The organism is Reichenbachiella agariperforans (assembly GCF_900142205.1).
GTDB lineage: Bacteria > Bacteroidota > Bacteroidia > Cytophagales > Cyclobacteriaceae > Reichenbachiella > Reichenbachiella agariperforans.
This window is the reverse complement of sequence record NZ_FRAA01000007.1, coordinates 55,603-79,871: the sequence shown is the minus strand read 5'-3', so window position 1 is coordinate 79,871 and position 24,269 is coordinate 55,603. Positions and strand designations below refer to the sequence as shown.

Genomic DNA, 24,269 nt, shown 5'->3' with positions numbered 1-24,269 from the left:
CCTAAAACTGCTTCAAAAAAGTGACCTTCCCAATCAACTGCTGTTGCTCAAAGGGTCGCTCCAGCCCATTGATTTGAGTGTCATTAAACACCAAATAGATAAAAGACAAAGGGCGGTATTCCCAACTTCCACGAACGTTCCACCGACCTTGCTCATCAAATGAATTGTATTGGTAAAAAGCAGAAAGTTGCAAACGTGGATTAAGTGCAAATCTTGCCCCAAAAGTGGCTAAGTGTGTATCCAAATCTTCCAACAATACACCTAAGTTATCCAAGTTGTTGTATTCATAATCAGCTGTAAATGCCACATGTGGAATAGGCGCATAACGCAAGCCTGTATTAGCAGTTAATCGTTTTCCATTGTAAAAACCACCCCAACCGAGTTTTCCTGATACTGAAAATTTCCTTGACTGATCTGAATTGTAGTTGATCTGATGACGAGTGTAATAATATTCGTCCTGAGCAATAGCTATTCCCAAAGGAGCAAAATCGAAATTGATGTTTTGCCAGGTTGGGTAAATGGCATATTCAAAAAAGCTGCCATCCGTGAAGTACACGTAAATAGGAAACAAGTAAATACTGGCCTGCTGAAAATTAGTAGGATCGCTTGCGTCCTGATAATAGTTGAAAAAGGCTCCAGGATCAAAACGCCTGATCCAAGGTATACTTTTTGGCCGCCAGATGAAATAACCACCTGGGTTATGCCAGATTACATTTTTCTGAAAGACAAACCCCATATCTGGATTGTAATCTTCTGTGACGAAATTAGTTAGCCAGCCTAAGTAAAACTTATTGGTGTTATAGCCCGCAAATAGCTTTCCTGCTAGACCTAAGGTGTCATTGGAATTATCACGTGATCCTGATAATAAGTAGGAGAAGGTCAGTTCGCTTTTGGGACGGATCAACCCATCCACAGTCAAGGTTGTATTGTTGCTTTGTGTCACTCCCAGTTCTTCGGAAGCCTCATCTAGCCGATGAGTGAACATGATACCTACATTGTTTTCCTTTCCATAATTTTGAATATAACGACCTACGGCAAAACTTGCAGCTGGAGAGTTGGCGGTTTGAGCTTGGTGCATGTACAGCCCTGCCGTGGATCGGTCATCGTTTCGCATGGTATATCTTGCACCTCCATCGATCCGAGCGGGTTCTGCATTAAAATTGCCCTGTAAGCCAATGGTTCTGCTAAAAAAGGGGATAACCGAACGGTCAGCCGCCCCAGCCCAGATACCTGAGTTCTCTAAGAAAAATTGCCTCTTTTCAGGGAAATAGACGTTGAATCTTTCCAGATTATTGACAGCCTGATCCACATCAGCTTGTGCAAAATCAGTATTGAAGGTAAGATCTAAAACCGAGCGTGGATTGATCGCCCATTTGATATCTCCACCTAATTTCACATTATCATCCGAAATAGTTTCACCATTAATTTCAGTATCCTCATACTGATAAAGAAAATAGGGTTCTATTCTCACATTGGCACTTGGTTCGGGAACAGTGAGCCCTTTTAGTTGAGCGGCATACGTCATCCGATAGGGAGAAAAAGACTGAGGTATGGCTGGAAATACGGTTTGTTCATACTCTCTACGAGCCAGACGTGTAAAGGTAATACCCCAGGTCACAGAGTCCGCTATTTCAGGTCGCTCGTACCGAATAGACTTGAAAGGAATGGCAAACTCTGCAAAGTAACCCGAGTCGGTCTGATGTGTCCGCACCGTCCAGAGCGCATTCCAATTGCTATCCGTATTGTTGTCATTGAAGTTTTGCATATCTCGTTGATTGCCATAGGGAGTAGTTTGAAACGACACACAATATTGCTTTAGGTTTTGCGGATCCAACTGAATACCAAAAGCATCATTTTCTCCCCAAGAAAAATCCCTTCGCAAGTCTTGCACCCGAACACCCTTTTTTCCGAGGGAGTCTGTACAAAAAACACCTACATATAGATTCTTCTCGTCATAAAGTAACCTCACCTGTGTCTGATACCGATAGGTGCCCCCCTGACGAGGCTCTACTCGATAAAAATCATGGGTTACTGGTGCTTTTTGCCAGGAATCCTCCATTAGTTCCCCATCCACTTTTATGTCTTCGCTGGTGCGAATGGCACGTATTTCAGGAGGTTTTGTAGGAGGTGGAAAGTTTTCAACTTCTTGTGCTATCAGGTAATAGGCATGGATTATAAAAGTAAGAAATACTAATACCTTTTTCATTGCTTGACCCCTTTACGCATTCTGAAAAAGCCTACTAAAAACACCAGCCCTGCCGCTATCAAAATTTTGCCTAAGCCAAACCAAATGATGTTCCCGCGATTTAGATCTTCGGACATCTCAAAAACAGGCAATTGCTCGTAATCTTCTAATAAAATTGGTCTGTCCCAGAACAGGCGCGTGAAGTAGAAGTCTGTGATTTCTTCATGAAAATCCGCTAACGCATTCTGAAAATCAAGAAAAGTATTGAGGTCCGTTTGCGTTATGTGAGCCAAAATCTCCTGCATGTTTACTGCTGGGCTGAGCCATAGAAACTGTGATGTCCATTGATTCCTTTTCGCCACCTTGTCATTATAGTGATCCACTTCCTGTTGGCTGTTGATGTCTTTTAGTGTGGTAAAAGCCGCATAAGCTTTTGGGAGCATGTTGTTTTTCATTAAGCTATCACTCCCAGTCAGCTCTGGCATGTGAGCAAGGAATTCCATAATTACTTCTTTAGACTCCTCTTCGTCATCCTCATTTTCGAGCCCAGTTCTGCGGGTGAGGCCAGCCAATGTTGCACTGCTCAAAGGATACTTGACGGTAACAATCACATTGAGCACTGCTGGAACTACGATGAGCAATAGCAACCAGCAACCAGCAGCGGAAATGGCATTGAAAGCCGAACCTTTCTTAAAGCTTATGATTAAAAACAGCAGCCCAAACCAAAAGGCACAATACAAAGTGGTCCCTATCACCCATGCGATGGCAGGCAACATGTTTTCCTCTGTAAAAGGATTGCCTGATAAACATAGACCTAAGAGCGAAATGAATATAGCTAGTCCCGTGATCAGTACGAAATAAAATGCCAGGCGAACCAGCATGATTTTTCGGATGCTAACGGCCTGTATCTGTAAGAGTGCAAGCGTACCGCTTTCCTTTTCAGAAGAAAACAAACCATAGCAAAAGGCGATAATCAGCAGCGGGAACAAATAAACCAGCAGGAAAGAGAGATCAAAATTGCCTGCTAGGAGGTTCACAGGGTTGGCCAGTTCATTTTCAAACAGCTGATAATGCAAGCTCGTGCCTGTGAGTCGGTAGTAGTACCGAAACAAATCACGCTGGCCGATCGCCAGTGGAGCATAATCGTGTGGAGGTAAAATAGCATGATAGCCATGGCGATACCAGGCATACTCTGGACGGGAAGCTATATCATGTGTTTGCTCCTGCGTCTGGTTTTCCATTTCTGTAGTAAAACTGCCTTTGTATTGAGAAAACTCTTTTGTCTCTAGAGCAGTTACTGCGTTGATCGTTTCCCGCTGTGCATTGATTTCTGACTGTCCGTAGTATATCGCGTACAGACCAAAAAGAAAGGTAATGACGAGCAGGAGCAGCTGAAACTTGTTGCGAACAAAAGTTTTCCACTCGTAGCGGATCAATGTTAGAATCTGTCTATTCATGGATTGGTTTCATTTTTCGGTTTGCAACATGTAAGAGTACCATTGTAAGCGCCATCCACAGCATCAGGGAGATTAGTTCCAATTTGTAGTAGCTGAGGAGCTGCCAGGCGGTAGGTGCTCGGTAAGAAAAGTCTTCGATTTCTCCCCACAAGTCACTTCCTGCCTTGTAGCCATAGAATTCTCCATACTTAGAGTTTTCGGCCATATCCTGATTCATTTTTCGTACCAGCTCTCTTCTATATCTCTCTACCTCTTCTTCAAAGTGGATAAAGGTGTGTATATCTGTCCCTGATAGAGCCATGGAAAGGTGCTGTACAGCCAGATAGGGATTGAAGAGACTAGCGATGCTGCCCAACTGGTTTTGCTTATGAAAAATCTCACGAAGGTTATTTAGATGATAATCATAGACTTGGTCACCAAATTCTTCCCCTGCCTGCATGCTCACGCCTTCAAAATTGAATGGCAGCTGTTGCACCGAATCTACCCCGTATTTTTCCAGATACTCTTTTTTCAAATTAGCCATACGAACGGATCGGGGCGTTTTCCCATCCAGTCCATTTCGCTTGGTTTCATCGATCTGTGCTTTAAACTCCCGCATGGAAGGTAGCGAATAAAAACTCTCACTGAGGTTAGCTACTGTTTTGGGCAAGAGAATGGCAAAAAATATCCAACAGGTAAGTAATGTAAGTAGCGCATTTCTCCCTGAGCCAGACCGTAGAGACACCCACACAGAAAAAGCGATAAAGAAACATAAATACAGACCATAGATCAGCACCAGCATGGCTACTCTGACTGTTATATCTGGAATGACATCATAGCTCATGTGACTTACCGAAAGGAGCACCAAACCGAGCAAGAACGGTAGTAGGATCACTGCCAGCATCACTGCGTAAGCCAGTATTTTTCCCCAAGTCAATGTATTGAAAGATGTCCCCTGACTCATGAGCAGTTTGAGTGTTCCGCTTTCCCGCTCACGAGTGAAAGAAGCAAAAGCCAAGAAAATAATGAGCAAAGGAACGAGTACCTGCAACACCAACGCAGCACTTAGTTCACCAAAACGGATCATACTGCTATGATCTTGGGCTGGACGAAACATGAATTCATGCTGATGATGTGCTTCCAAATACACCGAGGTCCCAGTATAAGCGTCTAAACCAAAGTCAAACAGACTGAGAATGGTTTTGGGTTTAAATACAAAGGTGCCATAGTGTGCAGCAATATGCGGATGTTTGTCACCTTGATTCAACCATTCTTGCCGCTTTTCAATCTGGGTTTGGGTGATGATTTGCTGCTGCTGACGATATGAAATATATCCAGCATACAAGGCTACTCCCAACAACAAAATAATAATTGCTCCTAGAGAAATAACGAGCCTTTCACGAATGGCCACCTTGATTTCCTTTTTGGCTATAAAAATTAGCTGATTCATAAACTACTTAATTGTGCATGTGCTTGAGGTAGAGTTTTTCCAAGTCCTGAAAGCTGACATCATCCGAAGCAAACTGCTCGATCAGTATCCCTTCTTTCATAATCCCGATATGCGTGCCCGTATCTTTGGCACGGAAAAGGTCATGAGTGGCCATCAATGTGGCCACTCCTTTGTCCTTCATATCTAGTAAAAGTTCGGAAAACTCGTTGCTGGCTTTTGGATCAAGTCCTGATGTTGGCTCATCCAGTAGTAGTACACTGGCTTCACGAGCTCGTGCCAAAGCAATTCCCACTTTTTGGCGCATGCCTTTGGAGTAATTGCTCACACGCTTGTGCAGGAAGTTGGTCTGCAAACCTGATTGCTTGAGCAGTTCTTCCAAATGATCCTTGCTATAACTCTTGCCTCCCAAGCCACAGAAAAAATCCAAATTTTCCAGCCCCGTTAGGTTAGGATATAGCATCAGATTTTCGGGGATGTAGGACAGCAGCTTTTTGGTTGCTTTCCCGTGCTGCGTCACGTCCAGTGCGTTGATGGTGGCTTTACCCCCCGTAGGCTCAATGAAGTTAAGAAACAGGTTAATCGTGGTAGATTTCCCTGCCCCATTAGCCCCAAGCAGGCAAAATATATCGCCCTTTTTTACCGAAAGATTGAGGGCATTCAGCGCTGTGAATTTTCCGTACTTTTTCGTGAGTTCTGTGGCTTGTAGCATAATTAATTTAGTTTTTCCAGACCTGAGATATAACCACCTGTGGATACAAAAAGCTTGCTACTGGTATTGGTATTCGTGTCAAATTCGTACACCGCATTTTCATCATTTGTGGCAATAGTGAATAGCAGTTTCTGATCTTCCAACTCATGAACGATCATTGTTCTTGAACCATAGGTAGTAGGTAACCCTGGAACATTGCCAAGGCTTTCTGTAGCTTCAAGGTCAATTTCTACATACTTAAATTGGGGCTCGTCCGTGAGATATTCCCAAAAGTCTGTTTCGTTTTGAACATTGGCGGTGAAAGTACGTCCGCTTGAAGTATGATAGATGCCATAGCAGATATTGCCTACTGCCTCTTCGAGATCAAAGAAATAATCTGGATCAAAATCGGTTTCACCACTTTTGATGCGTAATACCCCGCTAGGAGCTACTCCTCCGGCATTTGTAGTACCCAGTGTCTGAACATATATGTCCCCATTAGCGTCCAATATCATTCCTGAGTTGGGTGCTTGTCCACCGAAAAACATACCAGTTCGGGTGTCTGATATTACTTTTTCTACTGTATTGGTGCTTAAATCAATGACCGCTACGTAGGCATTGTCGTTGACTGGCACAAAATTATTTTCGTAATGAATGCCCATAAAAAGCTTACCATCTCTTTCTATCATGTCGAGATAATAGGTGCGAGTGGCTTCTGGAAATTTTTGAGTTATAGCCGTTAGGGAAACTTCATCCGTAATCCGCATCGTAGAGGGATCGAATATGATAAGTTTTGAAATACCCCCAGCTACCGTGCCATATGCTACGGTTTCACTTTCGAAATAGAGTGTGGAAAAGGTATTAGCCCCAGGCACTACAATTCGTTCTTCTTCTTCAGGAACGCCATTGGTATTTATGCTGTATTTTATCAGGTTAGCAGGTGCACCTGATGGGATCGCATACACACTGCCTTCGTAAGAAACTGTACGAGCACTTCCTGTCAGTTCTATGGCATTTTCATTTCCCAAACTGGTAAAATCCAAAGATTCAACGCCCTGTATATAAGTGGTTTGATCAGGCCATGCCCCACTTACCGTGGAAATGGCAAAATCAACTTCCACGCTTGGTTTGGTATTTGGTTCGGGATCATCATTTTCACATCCAATGAATGACCATACAGATAATAAGGCTATAACCAATATACCTTTTTGATTGAGTAATTGCTTTTTCATTAATTCTAATTTTAGTGTAAATAAGTTCTAAGAGTGACATACAAAGCCCTGCCTGGACGCTGCACACTGAAGTTGTCAAATGCTTTCTGGTCAAAAAGATTTGTGGGTTCGAGGCTGACGGAGAAGCGGTCAGCTGGAAGAGCGTATGAGACCCCAATGTTTTGAATGAATTGACTCGGTATGGTGTTTTTTAAATCTTTATTTCCATCTACTGCCCAATAGAGATAGAACTCATGTACATAGCTAGCAGACCACCACGCAGAGAATCGGCTATTTGTCCCAAGAAAATCGGACTTTTGATATCGGACTTCTCCATTGCCAAACAGATAGGGAATGTTTGGTAGTCGGGCGTCATAGTAGCGATTATCTACCGAACCAGTCACACTTCTCGATGATCTGTTTCGGATGTCCTGATAGGTTGCGTTTGCCTTTAGTCTGATAAAATCGAATGGTTGGTATTGAACCTCAACATCCAACCCTTTGACAAGTGCCTTTAATAGGTTTTGATATTGTGCAAAGAACTGAGAAGTCCGTAACCAGATGATGTTGTCAGTCAATCTGTAGAATGTATTCAATTCCACTTTTAACTTTTGGGTGTTGAATTGAAAGCCCAAATTGGCATTGTGGCTTTGCTCAGGGTTCAAAAACGGGTTGGGACGCACCAGGGTAAAATCACCAAACAACTCTGTCTCGTCAGGCAGGCGAGTGGCATATTCGTAGGAGGCTTTGGCTAGAAAATCCCTAAAAAATCGATAACGCAACGATTGGGAAACCCCAAAATTGGAGACTGTTTGCTTATTGGGCTGAAATTCCATGTTTTGAATGGCATACCCATCTGCCATCATATAGAAATGCTTGACCCCCGTGTAACTTACCAATGCAGTGGAGAAAGCATGTTCGTATGCCAGACCTGTGGCATTTTTAATCAAAGTTGTGGGGTTGGCATAAAAGTCCTCTCCATAAAATTCGGCGGCTATCGGATCTTTCCCATATCTATTGAACCGCGAGGAAAAAACATTAAGAGTGAACTGTCCCTTTTCCCAAGGATTGTGGTGAAGATTGAGCCTGCTTACAGCATTCCTAGAATGGAGACTCAAGAGGTTGCGCGATGTGGAAATCTCCCCTCCATCCGTTCGTCTGTCATATACCTCGCCATCCCATGTATAGGCATTGAGTGTGGTGTCCACAAAGTTCCCGCTAGTCATATTTACTCCCCCGTACCACTTGAGCGCCATACGAGGCAAGATTTCTTCCTTTTCATAATTAGCAGAAAAGCCCAATGTAGATTCATCATAAGTAACCTGACCATAAGGCTGAGCCATCACGGCATTGTGCTGAATATCATCATCAAGTCCTGAAAATCTGGCACTAAAAACTAGTCGATCAGCATACTTCTTATCATAAACTCCAGCATACGCATTGACTAAGTAGTTGGTAAACTGATCATGAAACCGTCTGACGGTAGTAGGTTCAGGGTTACCAAACTGATCAGGAATCTCTACGTCAACTTTATAATTATTATCCGAATGATTGTAGAACGAATTGACTCCTGCTATTAAATGATTTTCTGAATTTACGTATTGGCCATTCAGGTTGACTTTGTGTGTGTTGAAAGAACCAAGGGAATAGGATGCATCCAAGTAATTGATGTATTCCTTTCTCGATTTGATGTTAATTGCTCCCCCTAATGCATCAGCTCCCAGATCAACTGGCACTACGCCTTTGTACACTTCGATTTGTTCCATCAGGTTGACGGGTAAAACATTAAGCCCCAGTCCTGAACCATAGTAAGAAAGTGGAATTCCATCAAGAAAGAACTTTACCTGCTTGCCGGACATGCCGTTGATGTATACATCAGCACTACTACCAAACCCTCCCGTTTGTCTCACATTCACCCCCGAAATCTGCTTGATCACATCGCTGGTGTTGTTGCTTTGGGCATACAGTTTTTTTGTTTCAAGTACAGCGACACTTGCCACACTTTCATGCAGCTCTTGACTTTCTGATTTTGCCATGACAGTAACTTCATTCAATTGTGTTACCGCTTCTTTCAATGTGATATTGATGCTTATGGGTTTTCTATCCTTTATGGTAAAACGCTGATTATACTTCTGAAAGCCGATAAATGAGGCCGTGATTGTGTAATTACCTGATTTAAGATTTGGGAAAGTATAGTGCCCTACATGGTCAGTAACAGAGCCACGATTTAATTCATTGATTTGAACCGTTACACCAGGAAGTTTCTCCCCATGGGCGTCTATCACTATACCTGAAATCATAGCATCTTGTCCAAAACAAAGGCTTTGAAGAAGGGTGAGGGGAATCAATATATAAAGGCGATAGATCATACTCTTTTAAAATGCAATATTGTTGCAAACATAGCAATTCGTTTCAAACGCAATCATATTGCGTTTGAAAAATAAAAGTAAATTTTATGATTCGATTAAAACGATGGGTAAGTGGCAAAATGGAGAGGTTTCCCCTCTAAAGAGATAAGTAGTGAATCAAGTCTTCTGCTACCATTTCTTCCAAAAGCATTCTTTCATTTTTGGTCAAAGATTCTGTCTTCAATAAACCATTGGCTTTTTGCCATAAAATTCTTTGACTTTCATTGAGGTGATAAGCTTCAGTATTTTCTTTTTTAAATAGATAAATATCTCCTCCGGATTTATTTAATGAAGAAATCTGTTGATTTCTCAACAAAAGATTAGTAAAACTCTCTTGTAAAGGAATAACCTGCCGTTCTTCATTGTAAAGTAAAAAACTCAAGGAGGTAGTTAATGGGACTTTTTTCTCTTCATAACCGCCCATTTCAAAGACATTCACAGTGGTCTGCATTTTCCCTTCTAGGGTAGGTATGCAACCGACTATTTTGACCGGCGTTTTTTCCGGAGAATGATTAAATATTAATACTTGATGGTGATCATTGAATTTTTCAATCTTTTTGGAAGACATTTTTTCAACAAAAAAGAAGTCATCTGCCGCTGTTTTGGAAAGCCTTAACTCTCCATTGATGTGGATTTCTGAGATCAGATGATATTTGCCTAAAGGAGCATTTTTGGGCACTTTATAGGTGAAATAATAATGGCGACCAGATTGGATGTTTTCAAGTATCTCAACCAGCTTTTCCTTTTTGTGCTTTCCGCTGAGGTAATCGGCCAATAAAAGTAAGGGTACACTTTTGTTAAGATATTTTAATTTTGGTTCTTCAGTCTTCAGTTCTTTTGGTTCATCAGGTAGTCCTAGTACATGTCCTTCAAAAAGCATTGTAACTTTTCCTAAAGGATTTTTGATGCCAATCCTTACCCAAGGTAACACATGAAAATCATTAAGGTTAGATGTATTGAAGTTCCAGTGAATAGTCACTGTTTCACCCTGTATAGTCCGTTTGGGGAAAATGCTCATTTTCTTAACGCTTTAATTTTCTCTTTACTGTATTTTTGGGGGTACTCCTGAAACCATTTCTTTACAGTTTCTTCACCTAAATGATCATAGGTAATGGAAATAAGTACTTGCAATTTGTCAAGATACTCTTGCTTAGCATTTTCAGGTTTCTGCTGAAGTACCCACTTTCTCTCTTCCTTTTCCGACTTTTTTGCGGGTAAGTGATGAAGGTATTTAGAGAAATACTCTTGTGAAAACCTGTGATACTCTGGTGTAAACAAGATCATATTGTGCCACATTTCATCCAACATCAGTATGTCATCGGAAATAAAAACACCTGGAATATGACAGATATAAAGAAACTTAAGCGTTTCCTTTAAAATATCCTCTGCCTCTTCATTACTCACATCAAACGTATCAGTGAATCTAGAAATCACATTTTCGTCATTATAATCAAGAAGTCTGTCTAACCGTATTTTTTCTAAACCTCCCATATTAGAATATTTAAGTAGCAGTAGTATGATTCTCACACTACTGCATATTGTGATTACAAAGTAGAAGTACAGTGGCCACCGCCACTACAGTGCGTACCTCCAACAGGGTTTGCTGCTTTGCTTACCAAAATTTGTGCAATCAAAGCTTCTTTGTTGGTTTTCATAACTGATAAAATTTAGAATGACGCCTACTCTATTTTGAGGTTTTCGGCTTGCCCTCTACTATCGCAACAGTGTTGCATATTTAATGAAAGAATATTACAAAAGCAATAATGTTGCGTTTATAATATTGATACTATGATTTAGAGAAAGTTTAAAGAGCTGTCTTAATAGTGTGGGGTTCCGAAAGAAATCCAAAGTTTAGCTATTTGGAAAGAGGAAGAGTTTTTTGCTTAGGCAACTTTAGAACTAGACTTCTGATTTCAGACCAGTCTGTAAAGTTGGGGGGATAAACTAGGTAGTCAGGTTCAATATTTTTTATTCCAATCATTCAAACTAACCTCAAGGACTTATAAGAGATGGTTATTCACGAAAAACAATAATGAATTTCGAACAATGAATCTTGAATCACGAAGTGATCTATGAATTTTGGGCATAAAAAAAGGTCAACTATTGTTGACCTTTTTTGCTTAGTAGCGGGAGCTAGACTCGAACTAGCGACCTTCGGGTTATGAGCCCGACGAGCTACCAACTGCTCCATCCCGCGCCGTTTTCGACCACCTTTTTTGTGAATCGCGTTGCAAAAGTAAGAAGCACTTTCGCAAAAAGCAAGTACCTTTGTTAATATTTTATTGACATGGAGGAAACAAATTTTAAATCTGGCTTTGTAAGCATAATAGGCAAACCAAACGCTGGAAAATCAACATTAATGAACGCACTAGTAGGTGATAATTTATCCATTATTACTTCAAAGGCACAGACTACCAGACACAGAATTATGGGTGTGCTGACTGGTGACAATTTTCAGATTGTGTACTCTGACACACCGGGTCTACTCAAGCCACAGTACTCACTGCAAAAGTCTATGATGAGCTTCGTCTCTTCATCTCTCGAAGATGCAGACCTAGTGCTCTATGTCGTAGATCTGATGGAGAAACAAGATGAAGACGAAGAAGTACTCGAACGTGTCATTAATAGCGGTACACCAGTCATATTCGTCATCAATAAAACTGACCTCAACAAAGGCTCGCGCCTCAAAGACAAAATCGACTACTGGGAGTTAATCCATCCAGATATCGAAATACTTACACTATCTGCGCTGACTAAAACTAACGTAGATGTTCTCTTTGCTCGAATACTGGAATTACTACCTTTACACCCTCCTTATTTTCCACAAGACACACTGACAGACAAGCCGGAGCGCTTTTTCGCATCTGAAATCGTTAGAGAACAAATTTTCAAAATCTACAAACAAGAGGTCCCCTATAGTTCGGAGGTAGAGATCACTTCGTTCGAAGAAGAAGAGGATATCATACGACTCAGAGCAGAAATCATCGTCGAACGAAAATCACAAAAAGGGATTATCATTGGCAAAGGTGGAGAAGCCATCAAAAAGGTAGGAATTGAGTCTCGTTTGCAATTGGAGAAGTTCTTTGGCAAAAAAGTTTTTATAGAGACTTTTGTCAAAGTAGAAGCGGATTGGAGAAAGAAAGACAGAAGTCTGAAAAGGTTCGGATACAAAGGATAATCAAGCAAAGTCTAGGAATATATGAAGCATTTTAAAAATACTTGGTTTTGGAAATTGATCTTAAGAATCTATGGAGCGTATTGCATCCTTTTATTTGTAGCGACTTTCACTTTGTTGTTTCCATTATTCGTATTTGCTGACAAATTTAATCGCCCAAAGTTTGGACTGATACTCAATCATTACTGGGCGCATATCTTCTTTTTCCTCATTGGCGTCAGAATGGAGATCACTCAAAAAACTGACTTTGACAAATCGACTAGTTACATCCTCTGCCCTAACCATTTTTCGTTCTTGGATGTTGCGATTCTGCCCTTTGTACCGATCCCGTTCAAGTTCGTTGGGAAGATTTCTATTGCTAAAGTTCCTTTCTTCGGCTATATGTTCAAGGCCTTTCACATCACTGTGGACAGGTCCAAAATGAGACAGCGCTATGCAACCTACCAACAAAGTATCGATGCACTCGCCAAGGGTTTTTCGTTAGCCGTCTTCCCCGAAGGAGGAATCAAAAGCAGTCAACCTCCCCAGATGCATACATTCAAAGAAGGAGCGTTTCGCATGGCCGTAGAGACAGGTGCCATGGTCGTGCCTGTCACCCTCGCTGACAACTGGCACATGTTCCCTACGGATGGAAAGTACTTTTTTAGACGGAGAAAATGCAGAGTGGTCATTCACGAACCGATCGACCCACGAAAATACACTTTGGACAACCTCAAAGACTTTCAAAATGAAGTCTATAACCTCATCCAAACCGAACTCAACACACTCAATAATCTCACACCTCACCCGGTCAAATAAAACATGATTGATCTAAGAAGCGATACAGTCACCCGCCCTACTCCTGCCATGCTAGAAGCCATGATGACCGCTGAAGTAGGCGATGATGTATTCGGAGAAGACCCAACTGTCAGCGCACTAGAACAACGTCTCGCTGGCATGTTCGGCAAGGAGGCTGGGATCTTCTGCGCTTCGGGTACGATGGCCAATCAAATCGCTGTAAAAATCCACACCCAGCCTGGTGACCAGGTCATCTGCGACAGCACCTCACACATCTATCACTACGAGGGAGGTGGCGCTGCCTTCAATGCAGGTGTATCACTGCGAATGCTAGAGGGGGATCAAGGTAGATTCAACGCGGAGCAAGTCCGTGACAACATCAATGCAGATGACATTCACTTCCCGAAATCTACACTCATCTCTATCGAAAACACCTCCAACAAAGGCGGTGGCAGTATCTGGAACCTCCACGAAATCAAAGCCATCGCTCAAGTAGCTGCTGACCATCAAATCAATATGCATCTAGACGGAGCACGACTCTTCAATGCACTCGCTGTGACAGACGAATCTCCTACTGAGATAGGACAGCTCTTTGACACGCTCTCGATCTGTCTCTCCAAAGGACTGGGAGCTCCCGTCGGTTCTGTTTTGCTAGGAAGCGAAAAGCTGATAAAACAGGCCAAAAGAGTTAGAAAAATGCTCGGTGGTGCGATGCGGCAGGCTGGATATCTCGCAGCAGCTGGACGCTATGCATTAGCTCATCATGTCGACCGAATCAAAGAAGACCATCACCGTGCTGCAACATTGGCTGCACTATTTGAATCTAAAAGTTATGTAGACAGGGTTTTGTATGCAGGCACCAACATTGTGATCCTACAGCTGAACAAGGAGACAAATGAAAAAGCATTGCTGGAAGACTGGAAAGCCAAGGGACTGCTGGCAGTTCCCTTTGGCAAAGGCCATATCCGACTCGTGACGCATTTAGATTTTAGCGATGATCAACTGGATCAGCTATCCTCTATTGTCTAACAAAACCCTCATTTTCCTTCCCAACCAAATCCCGGTCGATCGCTAGGATATAGCACCCCTTTCTCGCAGCGCACCATGGCAGCAAAAGGATCATCGATCAGGTCAAAGTGACCATCCAAATCTGCATAAAGAATATTAGGGCGAGCAAGTGCAAAGTGCAGTCCCGCTGATATCCCCATCGCTGACTCATCCATGCAGCCCACCATCGTCTCCACATTGGCGGCCATAGCTACCGCATTGATCCGAATCCCCTCCATGATACCGCCTGCTTTCATGAGCTTGATATTGATCATATCCGTACTATTGTTGGCGGTGAGATGAAACACATCCGCCAACCCCATCAGGCTCTCGTCTGCCATGACGGGTACACTCACTTGGCGACTCACCTGCTTTAGCAAGTGATCCTCCTCGCGCTTGGTAGGCTGTTCTAGCAGTTCGATCTTAGCAGAGCGGATTTGGTGCATGAAATACACCGCCTCTTTGACACTGTAGCCTTGGTTGGCATCAAAACGAATCTCCATGTCAGGCCCTACCATCTCGCGGAGTTTCATGATCCGCTCGACATCCTCATCCACATCCGTCCCTCCTTTTACCTTCAGGATAAAAAAACCCTGCTGCATAAAAGCCTTGGCTCTCTCCAGTGTTTCTTGCACTGGCAATATCCCGACCGTGACGCTAGTTGGGATCGCATCTCGGTACCCTCCGAGCAGTCGATAGACGGGTTCCTGCGTTTTCTTCCCTATGAGATCAAAAAGCGCCATGTCTACCATGGTCAGCGCAGCAGGCTGACCATGAAGTAGGGTCTTTAGTTCATCCAAAATCAAAGCGTAAGTAAACGGCGCCTTGCCCAACAGGTACGGCTCGATGATGTCTCTAAAAGCAGTCATCACCGTCTCCCCCGTCTCGCCAGTCACCTCCAGATCAGGTGCCGCACAGCCAAAACCGCTCGGCGACCTATCTGTATCTATGCGCATAAACACGTTGGTAGTGGTGTCTATGGTTTCGTATGCAATCGTATAGGGCTCTGCCAGTTTCATTTTCTCCTGCCAGCATTCTAGTCCTGTGATTTTCACAGTTGTTGCATGATTAGAGACACGAGCGCTTCAGGACCATCCTGCAATACATCGGTACACAGTAGTCCTGTCTCGGCAGTGATCTTCGCACATTCGCTTGCTATGTCGGCCTTGTCCATGTCCTCATGGTTGAGTGTGATCGCCAAGACCTTCTTGCCAGAGATCATCTCTATCGCTGCGATCTGCTCGCGAATCGGCTGAATCGGATAACCAGGAAAGCCATCATACTCCAGTCGTCGTGGTGCATGCTGTAGGATCACAAAGTCCGGTCTACCTGCTGCGAGTATCTCAAACCCACCGGGGTAGGCTGGATTCATCAAGCTCCCCTGCCCCTCGATCACAATCGCATCAGGCTGCTCGTTTTTCCAAGCACTATGTACAGCATGCTCGATCTCTCCCGATACGAAATCGTTGATCAACGAATCCATCACCATCGAGTACTTTGCCCCCTGCATCCAGCCCGTCTGTCCTGTCCCTATCATTTCGGCTTTCTTGCCCGCCTGACGCAGGCCATGCACGATGATCCATGCCGTGGTACGTTTACCTACCGCAGAGTCCGTCCCTAGCACTGCCAGCTTCAAGCAGCTAACCTCTTCTATCTTCCCTGAGAAAAAATGCAGCTCTTCACGCTCAGGCGTACGGCGAATGTCTCTGAGCTTGACACCATTGGTCTTAGCCAGCGCGACGAGTTCCGCATCCTTGTACATGAAGTCATGCAAGCCCGAGTCTACATTGAGTCGCTTCTTCACCGCAGCATGCACATCTGCACGCGCCGCATCGGGCAGCCTCCCCCCATCCGGTGCGAGTCCCATGACGAAATACTTCGCACCATCCGTTTGGTCCAGTGCCTCTAAAAAACTCGCAAAAACAGGGATTCCGTTCTTTTTGCCATCCAGTACTTCACCCGCATCTTGGCCAGCGTACCGTGAGTCTATCACACCGAGAACTTTGTAGCGCTCCGTAAAGCGAACCAAGCCGTGTGCCGTTTTACCATTGGGTGTATTGAAAGCTCCTTCACAATAGACCAGAGCATTTCCATCTATAATTTTTGTCATCTTCTACTCGTAAGGACCGCCACATAGCGGTCAGGTTCTAATTCTTTTTGATCATCTATCTCTAACAAAGCCACCAAGCCAGCGACCGAGGCGGGCAGTACATGCAAACCCTCTTTTTCCTTGAGCAGTTTGGACACTTTCAGCATTTTTTCATCGCTGATGTTGTGCGCACTGCCGTTGGACTGACGAATGGCGTACAGTGCCTCCTCTCCATCGAAACTGTGCCAGTTGATCAATGGCTCGTTTACCACAGTCTCCTTGATCTTTTCGGGTCGCAGGTCTACACAGTTTTCCATCCCCTTTTTGAAGGAATACACGATGGGGTTTTTGTGCGTAGACGAAGCAGCCACCATGAGTGGCACCCGCGAGGTTTTGCCTCGCTTGTAGAGACTCACAAAACCACGGTATATCCCTGCCAGCAGCGTACCGTTGGACACAGGCACTGCGATGATCTTGGGCGCGTCTCTCAGCTGGTCGTAGATCTCGTTGGCCATCTCGGCATAAGCCATAATCTGTAGTGCCGTGTTCGCTCCTCCCGGATTGGCATCATACCAGCCTTCAGCAGCTGCAGCTTCACTGGATGCCTGTACGGTATCTTCGTAGGTCCCCACGACACGATGCACTTCTCCGCCTGCCATCTCCATCTCACTGATGCGGTCGGTATGGTAGTTTTCGGGGATGTGAATCACACAGCGCAGACCTGCCAAATAAGCCGCCAATGCTACAGAAGCACCATAGTTGCCACAGGTAGCGACGGTGATCGTGTCATAGCCTCGGCGCAGCGCATCTAGACACTGCGCAAAGGCTATGCGGTCCTTTTGGGTGCCGGTCGGATTGCCGCCCTCAAACTTGAGAAACAACTGCCGAAAACCCGTCTCCCGCTCGATGTTTCGGGCACGAGACAGAGAGGTATCTCCCACTTCTAAGTTGATAATGTCCTCAAAGGACTCGATCCGATCCAGCAGCGACAAGGAGGTGTCCTTGACCATTTCACTGAGCTTTTTGGACTCTGGTGAGATGGCTTTTTGTAAGAAGTTGGGGTCTGGTTTTTTTTCCGTTTTCATGTGTTTATGCTAACACCATATACATGGCAGCATGCATACGGAGATTCGTTTTTTTCGAATGAATATTGAGACGAATTTTTTCGCTTTTTCCCGTCTTTTTTTCTTATCCTAAAAGGTAGACAATTATTGACACGGCACAAGGCATAAATCGCACAGGTTTGTACACTCCAAAACGGAGTAACTGCAGACCGCAAGAAGCAAATCAAGATAAGTCTAAACTGATTGGGTCTAAATGAGAAAATGGTCTGGGATATCTGAGGAGCTTGTACTAGTTTGGTCTCACAGGTCGAAGCTATTTTGTCGTCAGACCTAAAAAGAATTCTATATCAGGGATACAGCATATTTTACCTACCACTTTTTCAATAAGGATGATTGAAGCAATTAAAGCTTTTTGGGTTTTCATCATGGTGCTGAGTGCTACATCCAGCAGTGCCCTGGCGATGGAGCAAGATACTGTCACCAAATATTACCTTGATGAGGTAGAAGTGACTGTCGATAGGTTCAACAGCGAACTGTCCAAAATGAAGGAAACAGGAGGCTGGTTTTGCCGTGAGACAGATACCGGAGGAGCTACAGGATACAACTGCCAAGACAAGGCCGGGCGAGCCTATAAGTACGTCTGCATATCCGAACCCCATGAGAATCGCTGCAGCCTCTCCCGAATCAACGCTCCTGCTTCAGGAACTCTTGACCCGTGAGTATGCTACCTGTGGAGAGAATGCTGATCCATAAATCCAAATCCCTAGAAGAATATGACGATGTACGCGCGATACAAAACCACCTCAAAAAACGTGGTATAGAACTGACTGCCGAAGCTAAAGTCAGAATGGAGCACATTCCAACCCAATCTGAACTGAACCTTCAGTACAAAGCATACACAGCCTCTTGACTCTTAATCATTTAGACATAGGCCTAACTATTTTAGAACCTATTTTTTAGTACAAACTAAGGTAGAGCAGATACCACTACACCCTGATGATTGCTATAATGAGTTATACATTCTGCTAATCATAGCAATCATCATTGAGATCTCAGGTATAATCCGTTTAGACAATCAGATCATCAGAAGCCAGAGCGTCTTTTTTCTCGGGCATACCAGCTTCGAGCCATTCATTGTACATCGCAATGGACTCATCTGGCAATGGACCACCTGGAGGCATACGATGTGCAGTAGGTGTTTCAGGTCTGTAACCTTCTATGGCGATTTTGATTCGTTGGCTCAGTTGACATACAGACTCATAGTTGCTCAAATCCAAACTAAAGGTACCTTCATCGGTAGCGATAGAGACTGCGAGCATAGGCTGTACATAGGGTGCAAAGATGGTTTTGATATCGGGATCGAAGTAGACACTCATGGTATTATCGTTTAGTATAGTTTACAGTTATTTGGTATGCCTCTCCAGCATGATTCTGATTCAAGGCATTCATAGCTTCCGTTAGGTTCACATTCAACTTGTGCTCCCCCATCATGTGGTGAGCATGACTACTATCTAGCCATGCGGTGGCAGCTCCTACAAAATATCTCTTTCTAAATTTTTCCAAAGAAACATTAGGCTTCACTTTTACTGGATGCATATAGAGGTCTATTTGGTAGGAGGAAGAAGGGTCTTTCTCGGTATAGCTATAGCTGTATGGATTAGCTACGTCAGCGGCTCTAATCGTTATCGTTTCAGATGTCAACTGCCCCTTAGTCTCTGGTCTCCATGACACTCTACTGGTAAAGAGTCTATAGTAGGGACTCTCTTTGCTTTTTCCCAAGACAAGTGGACGACCCTTTTTATCCTTGAGAAGCCCCTCTAATTCCTGCTCAGTATAAAAATCATCCTTGCCTCTGGCTAAATACTGATAGCCCAATTCAGAGATATCAAGATACAATTCGGCTCTCCCCATATTTGGTCTATCACCTAACCCGGGATCATAGCCTGGCAAGTTAAAGTCCTTGGGTTGCTCCGCCCTCAAAAAGTAATCTAATGATGTGATATCTCCTGAGCCATGCTTTTGTATCCATGCCTCAAAGATATAATCGATGTAGGCATGAAAAGAATAGAAAATCGGATCATATGCAGCTCTCGAAGGATAAGTCATATCTCCTCCTATATAGGGGGTATGCATCGGATTGTGCATTTGGCTTTCAAAAGTACCATAACCACCATGGGTAGCATTTGGATATCCTCCAAATGTAGACCAATTGCTTTCTTGCATTAGTTTGGCTAGCAAATACGGAGAGGTAAAACGCCTATAATCAGGATTGACTTGTAAGTTTCGACCTGCGTGATATAGTACCGAGGAGCTGTCTTCAAATATCGCTGGGAATTTAGTACCACTGGGCTCGTTGGTAAAATTCCAGAACGGGACGCCTACCTTAGCAGTAGGACATTTATTCCCCCTGCTGTCTACAATCGTACCCTCAGGGTCTGTGTTTTGAAGCACTTTTTCGAAATAATAAAACTGCGCTCTATGCCAGACAAAGAAGATATCCTTGCCGTGCTCGCACATACCGGGGTACCCATAGGATCCATCAGCATAGGTTTGCGTAGCAGCCATTTCATAAAATGCCGTAGGGTCTTGATCTCCTTGACTTAGTGTATTCTCCTTAGGGACTGAAACACGGTTCTTGTTGTGCACCCAGGCCTGCCATGCATAGCCATCCATTAGATAAGGGTTGTCCGCACTACGATCTCTTAGCAGCTGTATAGCATGTTGATATGCAGCTAGTTCCTCGGTACTAAGGGAGTCAATATTCTTTCTGATCACCTGTGCATGGCTCAGTGATGCTGACAATACCCAGAGCAGACCTACTAAAAGCAGTCTGTAGACATGTACATTCATTGTTTTGGTTCGTGTCATGATTCGCTATGGTTTTAAAAGTTTAGTTACTGGTGAGGCTATTGGTATACTGTGGTCCACAAAACTCGATCCCCTGATCCAAGAGATAGTTACCAATAGTATTGGCACTATCTATACGTACACACTGCATCATCCCCTGGTCTTCATGATCCAAAATATGACAGTGTAGTACAAAATCTCCAACAAAGTCTTTGTAGACAGTTTTGAGAACAATAGAGTCTGAACTTGGTACGAAATAAGTGTCTTTCCATATAGGTTTCACTTGTTGCTTTATCCACTGGTTATTCCCTTTGGTGTAGCGCTCCTGGATCTGAAAATGATTGATATGAATATGAAATGGGTGGCCACCTAGAGATGAGGTCAGTGTCCATTCTTGTATATTATTGAGACCAAGTGTACGTGGTGGATTGCTATGATCGAATGAAACATTGTTGATTTGAAACAATGTCGTATCGCCAGGTTTAATCTCAAAATTAACATACTGCATCGTGTCTGTAACTGGTACATTGACCAATGAAGGATAAGGTGCATATTGGCGCAATGCTACTGAAGTGGGGAGCTGCCTAGCCACTGGCTTAGTCGTCTTAGCCTTCAACACCACCAGAGCGAGTACTCTTTCGGACTCATACTCGTCAGTGTTCGTTTCGTCCAAAACGGGAGAACTAGCATCTATCAGATAGAGGGTGTCTTGACCGAGTCCATCGGTCAGTTTGGCTTGTACCAATAGGTCTGCCCTATACCCTGGCTGTAGTAGCATACTGTCTATATCACTGCGGTAGCCATAGGCTATGCCGTCTTCGGCAATAGCGTATAATTTTTCATGAATCACCTTGCCCTCCTTTGATTTGATCAGTTTGAGGTTGAGTGTCTCGCGTACGCCTGCATGTACAAACCGCCACCTTTGTGCTTCTTCTGATTCTATTTCGATCACAGGCAGTACCATGCCATTGATGGTCGTTCTCCAACCTGTAGAATCCTTAATTCCATCCCCCCAAGTACCTGGGCCAAAGGTTTTATCCTCAATGAACTTTAAAGCATACCTATTCGGATCACCTCCTGCACCTGTATCTGGCACATAGGGTATCTGCTGCATCACGAAAACCTTCTCATCCATCTCTTTGATTTGTGGTTGGTCATCCAAACCTCCCTCGATGAGGATGGTCCCTCCCATCCCTGAGGACACCTGAATCGCCGTAGACCCGTGTACATGGGCATGGTACCAGAAAGTGCCTGATGCATGATCCAACGGAACAGCTATTCTGTTTTGAAAATCACAGCCAGGAGCCAAGTTGACAAAGACGTTGTCCCCATGTGCCATAGGCGAAACATGCAGGCCATGTGTATGTAAGTTGGTGTTGTTAAATCGGAGCGAATCAATGATATTAGGATCCTGATCATCATGTAGTGGCTGGTAAGGGTCGCATGGTCCAGGGTTTTCATAGACGGGTAGTTTGTTAATCAAATTCACCAGAAGCGAATCTCCAGGTTTCACTCGGAGCGTAGGCCCCACCAATCGACCATTGTATGATCGATGATAAAGTTCAATATTTTTCTTTTCTATAGTATTGTAGAGGCGATTGGTCGCAAACTTGATTACCATCTCAGTATCAAGTTTGCCATCTATGGAGGAAATTTCTTCTGGATTAGCAAATGGCAGGTAAACCAGCCCTTGCTCCTGATTCTTCAAAAGAGCTGATGATGGCCTGAGACTCGACTGAATATTAGCTATTTCGCTCAGAATGTCTGAAGTCGCTCGGGTCGTCAACCGTGCATCGACTGGCTCCTGACAAGAGAATATAACAGAGAAAAACAGGATATAAACTATTTGAAACCTGTGCAGATAGAATAATTTCATGGTGTGGTGAGTTTGTTTGCCATAGAATGAATCTTGTCTCACTCCATATCATCATATGATAAAGTTAGGAAGGCCGTTTAGATCAAGCAATACCCTAATCTAGGTATATATCAAGCAACGGTATGCTCGGAGTACTACAGACAACCCCAAACTGCTATACATCTGAGTAGCCTCTCCCGAACCAACGCCCCTGCTTCAGGAACTCTTGACCCGTGAGTATGCTACCTGTGGAGAGAATGCTGATCCTTAGATCCAAATCGCTCATAATATTCCAAAAAAAGTGAACAATACGACCCAATGCATATATTTATTAGGTCATCCACTAGGGATGCAATACCTAGAAACCTGCGTCCGATTTTAACTTTCATTAAAACCGTTTCTGAAATACATCAATTGTACTTTGTCTTCAAGCCAGACAGGCCATGCTTCCGGCAGGTAAACGCTTCCTTTTTCATTGCCAAAAAAGGAAGCAAAAAGGCTGGAAAATTATAAACTCGCTATCGCTCAGACAGTATAATTTTCAAAAACATTGAATTAAGAAGATAATTTATTTCCTTTATTAATCGAACTCAGGTTAGAACAAAACAGAAATACCATGAAATTAGGCGCATTTTCTATCAGTCTGGCTGTCAAAGACATCCACAAATCAAAAGCATTCTATGAGAACCTAGGCTTTGTATATAAGGGTGGAAACATCGACCAAAACTGGGTGGTTCTCAAAAATGAAAATGCCGTCATTGGCCTTTTTCAGGGGATGTTTGAGGACAATATCATCACCTTCAACCCTGGATGGGACGGCAGTGCACAAGAACTAGAAGAGTATGACGATGTACGCGCGATACAAAACCACCTCAAAAAACGTGGTATAGAACTGACTGCCGAAGCTGATGAAACATCCTCTGGCCCAGCACACATCACCTTGACCGACCCTGATGGCAACCATATCCTGATCGACCAACACAGGTAAGATCAACCTCCGTCCAAACTGCGTAGAAAAACACAGTACAGTATAAAAAAGGTATAGTAGAAATAAAGCGTACTCATTTTATTTGAACGTTAGATCCAACAGCCCTAACTACAACAGAACATTGAAAGCTAAATCAGACATCCCGATTTATAACCAAAGTAGCGAAGCAATTGGCGGTATACAAATTGTGAAATCATCACTCCAAGGCATAGACTACCCACCTGAAAAAATGGGAGCGCATAGGGACGAGTTTTATGTTTTTTTTGTTCTGACAAAGGGGAATGTAGTCGTGCTATGTGACAACATAGCGGTTGAATTAAACGAAATCGGAATTGGTTTTATCAAACCTTTTCAGGTACATGCGGCTAAGCACATCTCTAATAATACAACTGGCTACTTTATTAGCATTGCCCCTTTCCTTGTCCCTGACGCCTGTTTAGAAATATTTCAACCTTTACAAATCTCCGAACAAGGAAAAAAAATAGACCCGCTTTTTCAAGATGATTTCCTGAATCTTGTTTCATTACTGCACAACTCTTTTGAAAAACAGAAACAAAACAAACCACAAATCATCAATGGGCTTTTCAATGCTTTGATTTACGAAATTGCGAATTTGTTTCAATCGTCAGAAAGAACAATTCCCAAACCAAGAAACCAATCAACAGTCATTTCCACAAACTTTAAAAAACTCATCTCCAAAAGTAATTTTTTAGAAAGCCCTTCTTTTTTTGCAAAAAAACTAAACATTAGTGCTTCACATTTGACAGACTGTGTAAATGCCAGTACAGGAAAACCGACAACTTACTGGCTTCAAAATGCTATGATAATAGAAGCGCAAAGACTTTTGTATTATACCGAAAATGATGTGAAAGAAATTGCTTTTAGTCTTGGGTTCAAAGACCATTCCTATTTCTCAAGAATGTTTAAAAAATTAACCCACGAAACCCCATTAGCCTTTAGAAAAAAATTCCGTAAATAGTCCTATCATTACGCCAAGCTATCCATTTCTATTTTTTTGTTTTCGCTCCAGTTTTGCCATTGAATTAATA

The 24,269-nt window shown here is 43.3% G+C and carries 21 protein-coding genes and 1 tRNA gene; 7 read left to right on the top strand and 15 right to left on the bottom strand.

Going from position 1 to position 24,269, the window contains the following annotated elements; translation table 11 throughout:
- Nucleotide 1: 1 nt before the first annotated feature.
- The 9 genes from BUB99_RS16175 to BUB99_RS16135 all read right to left on the bottom strand — a co-directional run bounded on the left by BUB99_RS16175 (nucleotide 2) and on the right by BUB99_RS16135 (nucleotide 11,575).
- Nucleotides 2-2,206: a carbohydrate binding family 9 domain-containing protein gene (locus BUB99_RS16175; RefSeq protein WP_073124211.1), complete on the bottom strand. Its 2,205-nt coding sequence runs from the start codon at nucleotides 2,204-2,206 to the stop codon at nucleotides 2-4.
- Nucleotides 2,203-3,642: a DUF3526 domain-containing protein gene (locus BUB99_RS16170; protein ID WP_073124208.1), complete on the bottom strand. Its 1,440-nt coding sequence runs from the start codon at nucleotides 3,640-3,642 to the stop codon at nucleotides 2,203-2,205. Before BUB99_RS16170 ends, BUB99_RS16175 begins: the two co-directional genes overlap by 4 nt.
- On the bottom strand, nucleotides 3,635-5,071 hold the full coding sequence (locus tag BUB99_RS16165; protein ID WP_073124206.1) for a DUF3526 domain-containing protein: 1,437 nt from the start codon (nucleotides 5,069-5,071) through the stop codon (nucleotides 3,635-3,637). The genes BUB99_RS16170 and BUB99_RS16165 overlap by 8 nt, the downstream gene beginning before the upstream one ends.
- Nucleotides 5,072-5,078: 7 nt before the next feature.
- Complete coding sequence (locus tag BUB99_RS16160; RefSeq protein ID WP_073124204.1) at nucleotides 5,079-5,780, bottom strand: ABC transporter ATP-binding protein; 702 nt, start codon at nucleotides 5,778-5,780, stop codon at nucleotides 5,079-5,081.
- Between the two features lie 2 nt (nucleotides 5,781-5,782).
- Nucleotides 5,783-6,991 (bottom strand): DUF4374 domain-containing protein, encoded by a 1,209-nt coding sequence (locus BUB99_RS16155; RefSeq protein WP_073124202.1) that lies wholly within the window; start codon nucleotides 6,989-6,991, stop codon nucleotides 5,783-5,785.
- 11 nt (nucleotides 6,992-7,002) lie between these two features.
- Nucleotides 7,003-9,270, bottom strand: coding sequence for a TonB-dependent receptor (locus tag BUB99_RS16150; RefSeq protein ID WP_245816861.1), 2,268 nt, complete (start codon nucleotides 9,268-9,270; stop codon nucleotides 7,003-7,005).
- Between the two features lie 205 nt (nucleotides 9,271-9,475).
- Nucleotides 9,476-10,396, bottom strand: a complete 921-nt coding sequence (locus BUB99_RS16145) for a hypothetical protein (protein ID WP_073124197.1) — start codon at nucleotides 10,394-10,396, stop codon at nucleotides 9,476-9,478.
- Nucleotides 10,393-10,869, bottom strand: a complete 477-nt coding sequence (locus BUB99_RS16140; protein ID WP_073124463.1) for a glycine-rich domain-containing protein — start codon at nucleotides 10,867-10,869, stop codon at nucleotides 10,393-10,395. The genes BUB99_RS16145 and BUB99_RS16140 overlap by 4 nt, the downstream gene beginning before the upstream one ends.
- Before the next feature lie 633 nt (nucleotides 10,870-11,502).
- A tRNA-Met gene (locus BUB99_RS16135) sits at nucleotides 11,503-11,575 on the bottom strand.
- A gap of 90 nt (nucleotides 11,576-11,665) precedes the next feature.
- Between BUB99_RS16135 and era the strand changes: the two genes are divergently transcribed.
- Genes era through BUB99_RS16120 form a run of 3 tightly spaced genes read left to right on the top strand, consistent with a single transcriptional unit; the run spans nucleotide 11,666 to nucleotide 14,359 of the window.
- The gene (era, locus tag BUB99_RS16130) at nucleotides 11,666-12,556 is read left to right on the top strand and encodes a GTPase Era (protein WP_073124195.1); all 891 of its coding nucleotides are present in this window, start codon (nucleotides 11,666-11,668) and stop codon (nucleotides 12,554-12,556) included.
- A gap of 21 nt (nucleotides 12,557-12,577) precedes the next feature.
- A complete protein-coding gene (locus BUB99_RS16125; protein WP_073124193.1) occupies nucleotides 12,578-13,351 on the top strand; it encodes a lysophospholipid acyltransferase family protein in 774 nt (257 codons plus the stop codon).
- 3 nt (nucleotides 13,352-13,354) lie between these two features.
- Nucleotides 13,355-14,359, top strand: a complete 1,005-nt coding sequence (locus BUB99_RS16120) for a threonine aldolase family protein (protein ID WP_073124191.1) — start codon at nucleotides 13,355-13,357, stop codon at nucleotides 14,357-14,359.
- Between the two features lie 8 nt (nucleotides 14,360-14,367).
- Here the strand turns inward: BUB99_RS16120 and BUB99_RS16115 are convergent, their stop codons facing one another.
- From BUB99_RS16115 to BUB99_RS16105, 3 genes are read right to left on the bottom strand one after another with little or no spacing between them, the layout of a single operon-like run.
- The gene (locus tag BUB99_RS16115; RefSeq protein WP_073124189.1) at nucleotides 14,368-15,432 is read right to left on the bottom strand and encodes a mandelate racemase/muconate lactonizing enzyme family protein; all 1,065 of its coding nucleotides are present in this window, start codon (nucleotides 15,430-15,432) and stop codon (nucleotides 14,368-14,370) included.
- Entirely contained in the window at nucleotides 15,429-16,487 is a 1,059-nt protein-coding gene (locus tag BUB99_RS16110; RefSeq protein WP_073124187.1) for a DUF1611 domain-containing protein, read from the bottom strand. Before BUB99_RS16110 ends, BUB99_RS16115 begins: the two co-directional genes overlap by 4 nt.
- On the bottom strand, nucleotides 16,484-17,551 hold the full coding sequence (locus tag BUB99_RS16105; protein ID WP_073124185.1) for a pyridoxal-phosphate dependent enzyme: 1,068 nt from the start codon (nucleotides 17,549-17,551) through the stop codon (nucleotides 16,484-16,486). The genes BUB99_RS16110 and BUB99_RS16105 overlap by 4 nt, the downstream gene beginning before the upstream one ends.
- A gap of 368 nt (nucleotides 17,552-17,919) precedes the next feature.
- Here BUB99_RS16105 and BUB99_RS16100 point away from each other — a divergent pair, with 368 nt between their 5' ends.
- Both BUB99_RS16100 and BUB99_RS20465 read left to right on the top strand, forming a co-directional pair.
- Nucleotides 17,920-18,249 carry a hypothetical protein gene (locus BUB99_RS16100; RefSeq protein WP_073124183.1) on the top strand — a complete coding sequence of 110 codons (330 nt, stop codon included), beginning with the start codon at nucleotides 17,920-17,922 and terminating at the stop codon, nucleotides 18,247-18,249.
- Between the two features lie 20 nt (nucleotides 18,250-18,269).
- Entirely contained in the window at nucleotides 18,270-18,440 is a 171-nt protein-coding gene (locus BUB99_RS20465; RefSeq protein ID WP_158584202.1) for a hypothetical protein, read from the top strand.
- A 157-nt stretch (nucleotides 18,441-18,597) separates the two neighbouring features.
- Here BUB99_RS20465 and BUB99_RS16090 read toward each other — a convergent pair whose 3' ends face one another.
- Genes BUB99_RS16090 through BUB99_RS16080 form a run of 3 tightly spaced genes read right to left on the bottom strand, consistent with a single transcriptional unit; the run spans nucleotide 18,598 to nucleotide 22,253 of the window.
- On the bottom strand, nucleotides 18,598-18,906 hold the full coding sequence (locus tag BUB99_RS16090) for a hypothetical protein (protein ID WP_073124179.1): 309 nt from the start codon (nucleotides 18,904-18,906) through the stop codon (nucleotides 18,598-18,600).
- A gap of 4 nt (nucleotides 18,907-18,910) precedes the next feature.
- Nucleotides 18,911-20,398: a tyrosinase family protein gene (locus BUB99_RS16085; RefSeq protein ID WP_084190600.1), complete on the bottom strand. Its 1,488-nt coding sequence runs from the start codon at nucleotides 20,396-20,398 to the stop codon at nucleotides 18,911-18,913.
- Nucleotides 20,399-20,420: 22 nt separating this feature from the next.
- Nucleotides 20,421-22,253, bottom strand: a complete 1,833-nt coding sequence (locus tag BUB99_RS16080; RefSeq protein ID WP_084190599.1) for a multicopper oxidase family protein — start codon at nucleotides 22,251-22,253, stop codon at nucleotides 20,421-20,423.
- 595 nt (nucleotides 22,254-22,848) lie between these two features.
- Here BUB99_RS16080 and BUB99_RS16075 point away from each other — a divergent pair.
- Together BUB99_RS16075 and BUB99_RS16070 are read left to right on the top strand one after the other, a co-directional pair.
- Nucleotides 22,849-23,220: a VOC family protein gene (locus BUB99_RS16075; protein ID WP_073124173.1), complete on the top strand. Its 372-nt coding sequence runs from the start codon at nucleotides 22,849-22,851 to the stop codon at nucleotides 23,218-23,220.
- Between the two features lie 121 nt (nucleotides 23,221-23,341).
- A complete protein-coding gene (locus tag BUB99_RS16070) occupies nucleotides 23,342-24,199 on the top strand; it encodes a helix-turn-helix domain-containing protein (protein ID WP_073124171.1) in 858 nt (285 codons plus the stop codon).
- Nucleotides 24,200-24,269 lie beyond the last annotated feature (70 nt).

Bases quoted from the DNA above. Each gene is read 5' to 3' on its own strand.
- BUB99_RS16175 (WP_073124211.1), bottom strand. From the start codon at position 2,206: ATGAAAAAGGTATTAGTATTTCTTACTTTTATAATCCATGCCTATTAC.
- BUB99_RS16170 (WP_073124208.1), bottom strand. From the start codon at position 3,642: ATGAATAGACAGATTCTAACATTGATCCGCTACGAGTGGAAAACTTTT.
- BUB99_RS16165 (WP_073124206.1), bottom strand. From the start codon at position 5,071: ATGAATCAGCTAATTTTTATAGCCAAAAAGGAAATCAAGGTGGCCATT.
- BUB99_RS16160 (WP_073124204.1), bottom strand. From the start codon at position 5,780: ATGCTACAAGCCACAGAACTCACGAAAAAGTACGGAAAATTCACAGCG.
- BUB99_RS16155 (WP_073124202.1), bottom strand. From the start codon at position 6,991: ATGAAAAAGCAATTACTCAATCAAAAAGGTATATTGGTTATAGCCTTA.
- BUB99_RS16150 (WP_245816861.1), bottom strand. From the start codon at position 9,270: ATGATTTCAGGTATAGTGATAGACGCCCATGGGGAGAAACTTCCTGGT.
- BUB99_RS16145 (WP_073124197.1), bottom strand. From the start codon at position 10,396: ATGAGCATTTTCCCCAAACGGACTATACAGGGTGAAACAGTGACTATT.
- BUB99_RS16140 (WP_073124463.1), bottom strand. From the start codon at position 10,869: ATGGGAGGTTTAGAAAAAATACGGTTAGACAGACTTCTTGATTATAAT.
- era (WP_073124195.1), top strand. From the start codon at position 11,666: ATGGAGGAAACAAATTTTAAATCTGGCTTTGTAAGCATAATAGGCAAA.
- BUB99_RS16125 (WP_073124193.1), top strand. From the start codon at position 12,578: ATGAAGCATTTTAAAAATACTTGGTTTTGGAAATTGATCTTAAGAATC.
- BUB99_RS16120 (WP_073124191.1), top strand. From the start codon at position 13,355: ATGATTGATCTAAGAAGCGATACAGTCACCCGCCCTACTCCTGCCATG.
- BUB99_RS16110 (WP_073124187.1), bottom strand. From the start codon at position 16,487: ATGACAAAAATTATAGATGGAAATGCTCTGGTCTATTGTGAAGGAGCT.
- BUB99_RS16105 (WP_073124185.1), bottom strand. From the start codon at position 17,551: ATGAAAACGGAAAAAAAACCAGACCCCAACTTCTTACAAAAAGCCATC.
- BUB99_RS16100 (WP_073124183.1), top strand. From the start codon at position 17,920: ATGATTGAAGCAATTAAAGCTTTTTGGGTTTTCATCATGGTGCTGAGT.
- BUB99_RS20465 (WP_158584202.1), top strand. From the start codon at position 18,270: ATGCTGATCCATAAATCCAAATCCCTAGAAGAATATGACGATGTACGC.
- BUB99_RS16090 (WP_073124179.1), bottom strand. From the start codon at position 18,906: ATGAGTGTCTACTTCGATCCCGATATCAAAACCATCTTTGCACCCTAT.
- BUB99_RS16085 (WP_084190600.1), bottom strand. From the start codon at position 20,398: ATGACACGAACCAAAACAATGAATGTACATGTCTACAGACTGCTTTTA.
- BUB99_RS16080 (WP_084190599.1), bottom strand. From the start codon at position 22,253: ATGAAATTATTCTATCTGCACAGGTTTCAAATAGTTTATATCCTGTTT.
- BUB99_RS16075 (WP_073124173.1), top strand. From the start codon at position 22,849: ATGAAATTAGGCGCATTTTCTATCAGTCTGGCTGTCAAAGACATCCAC.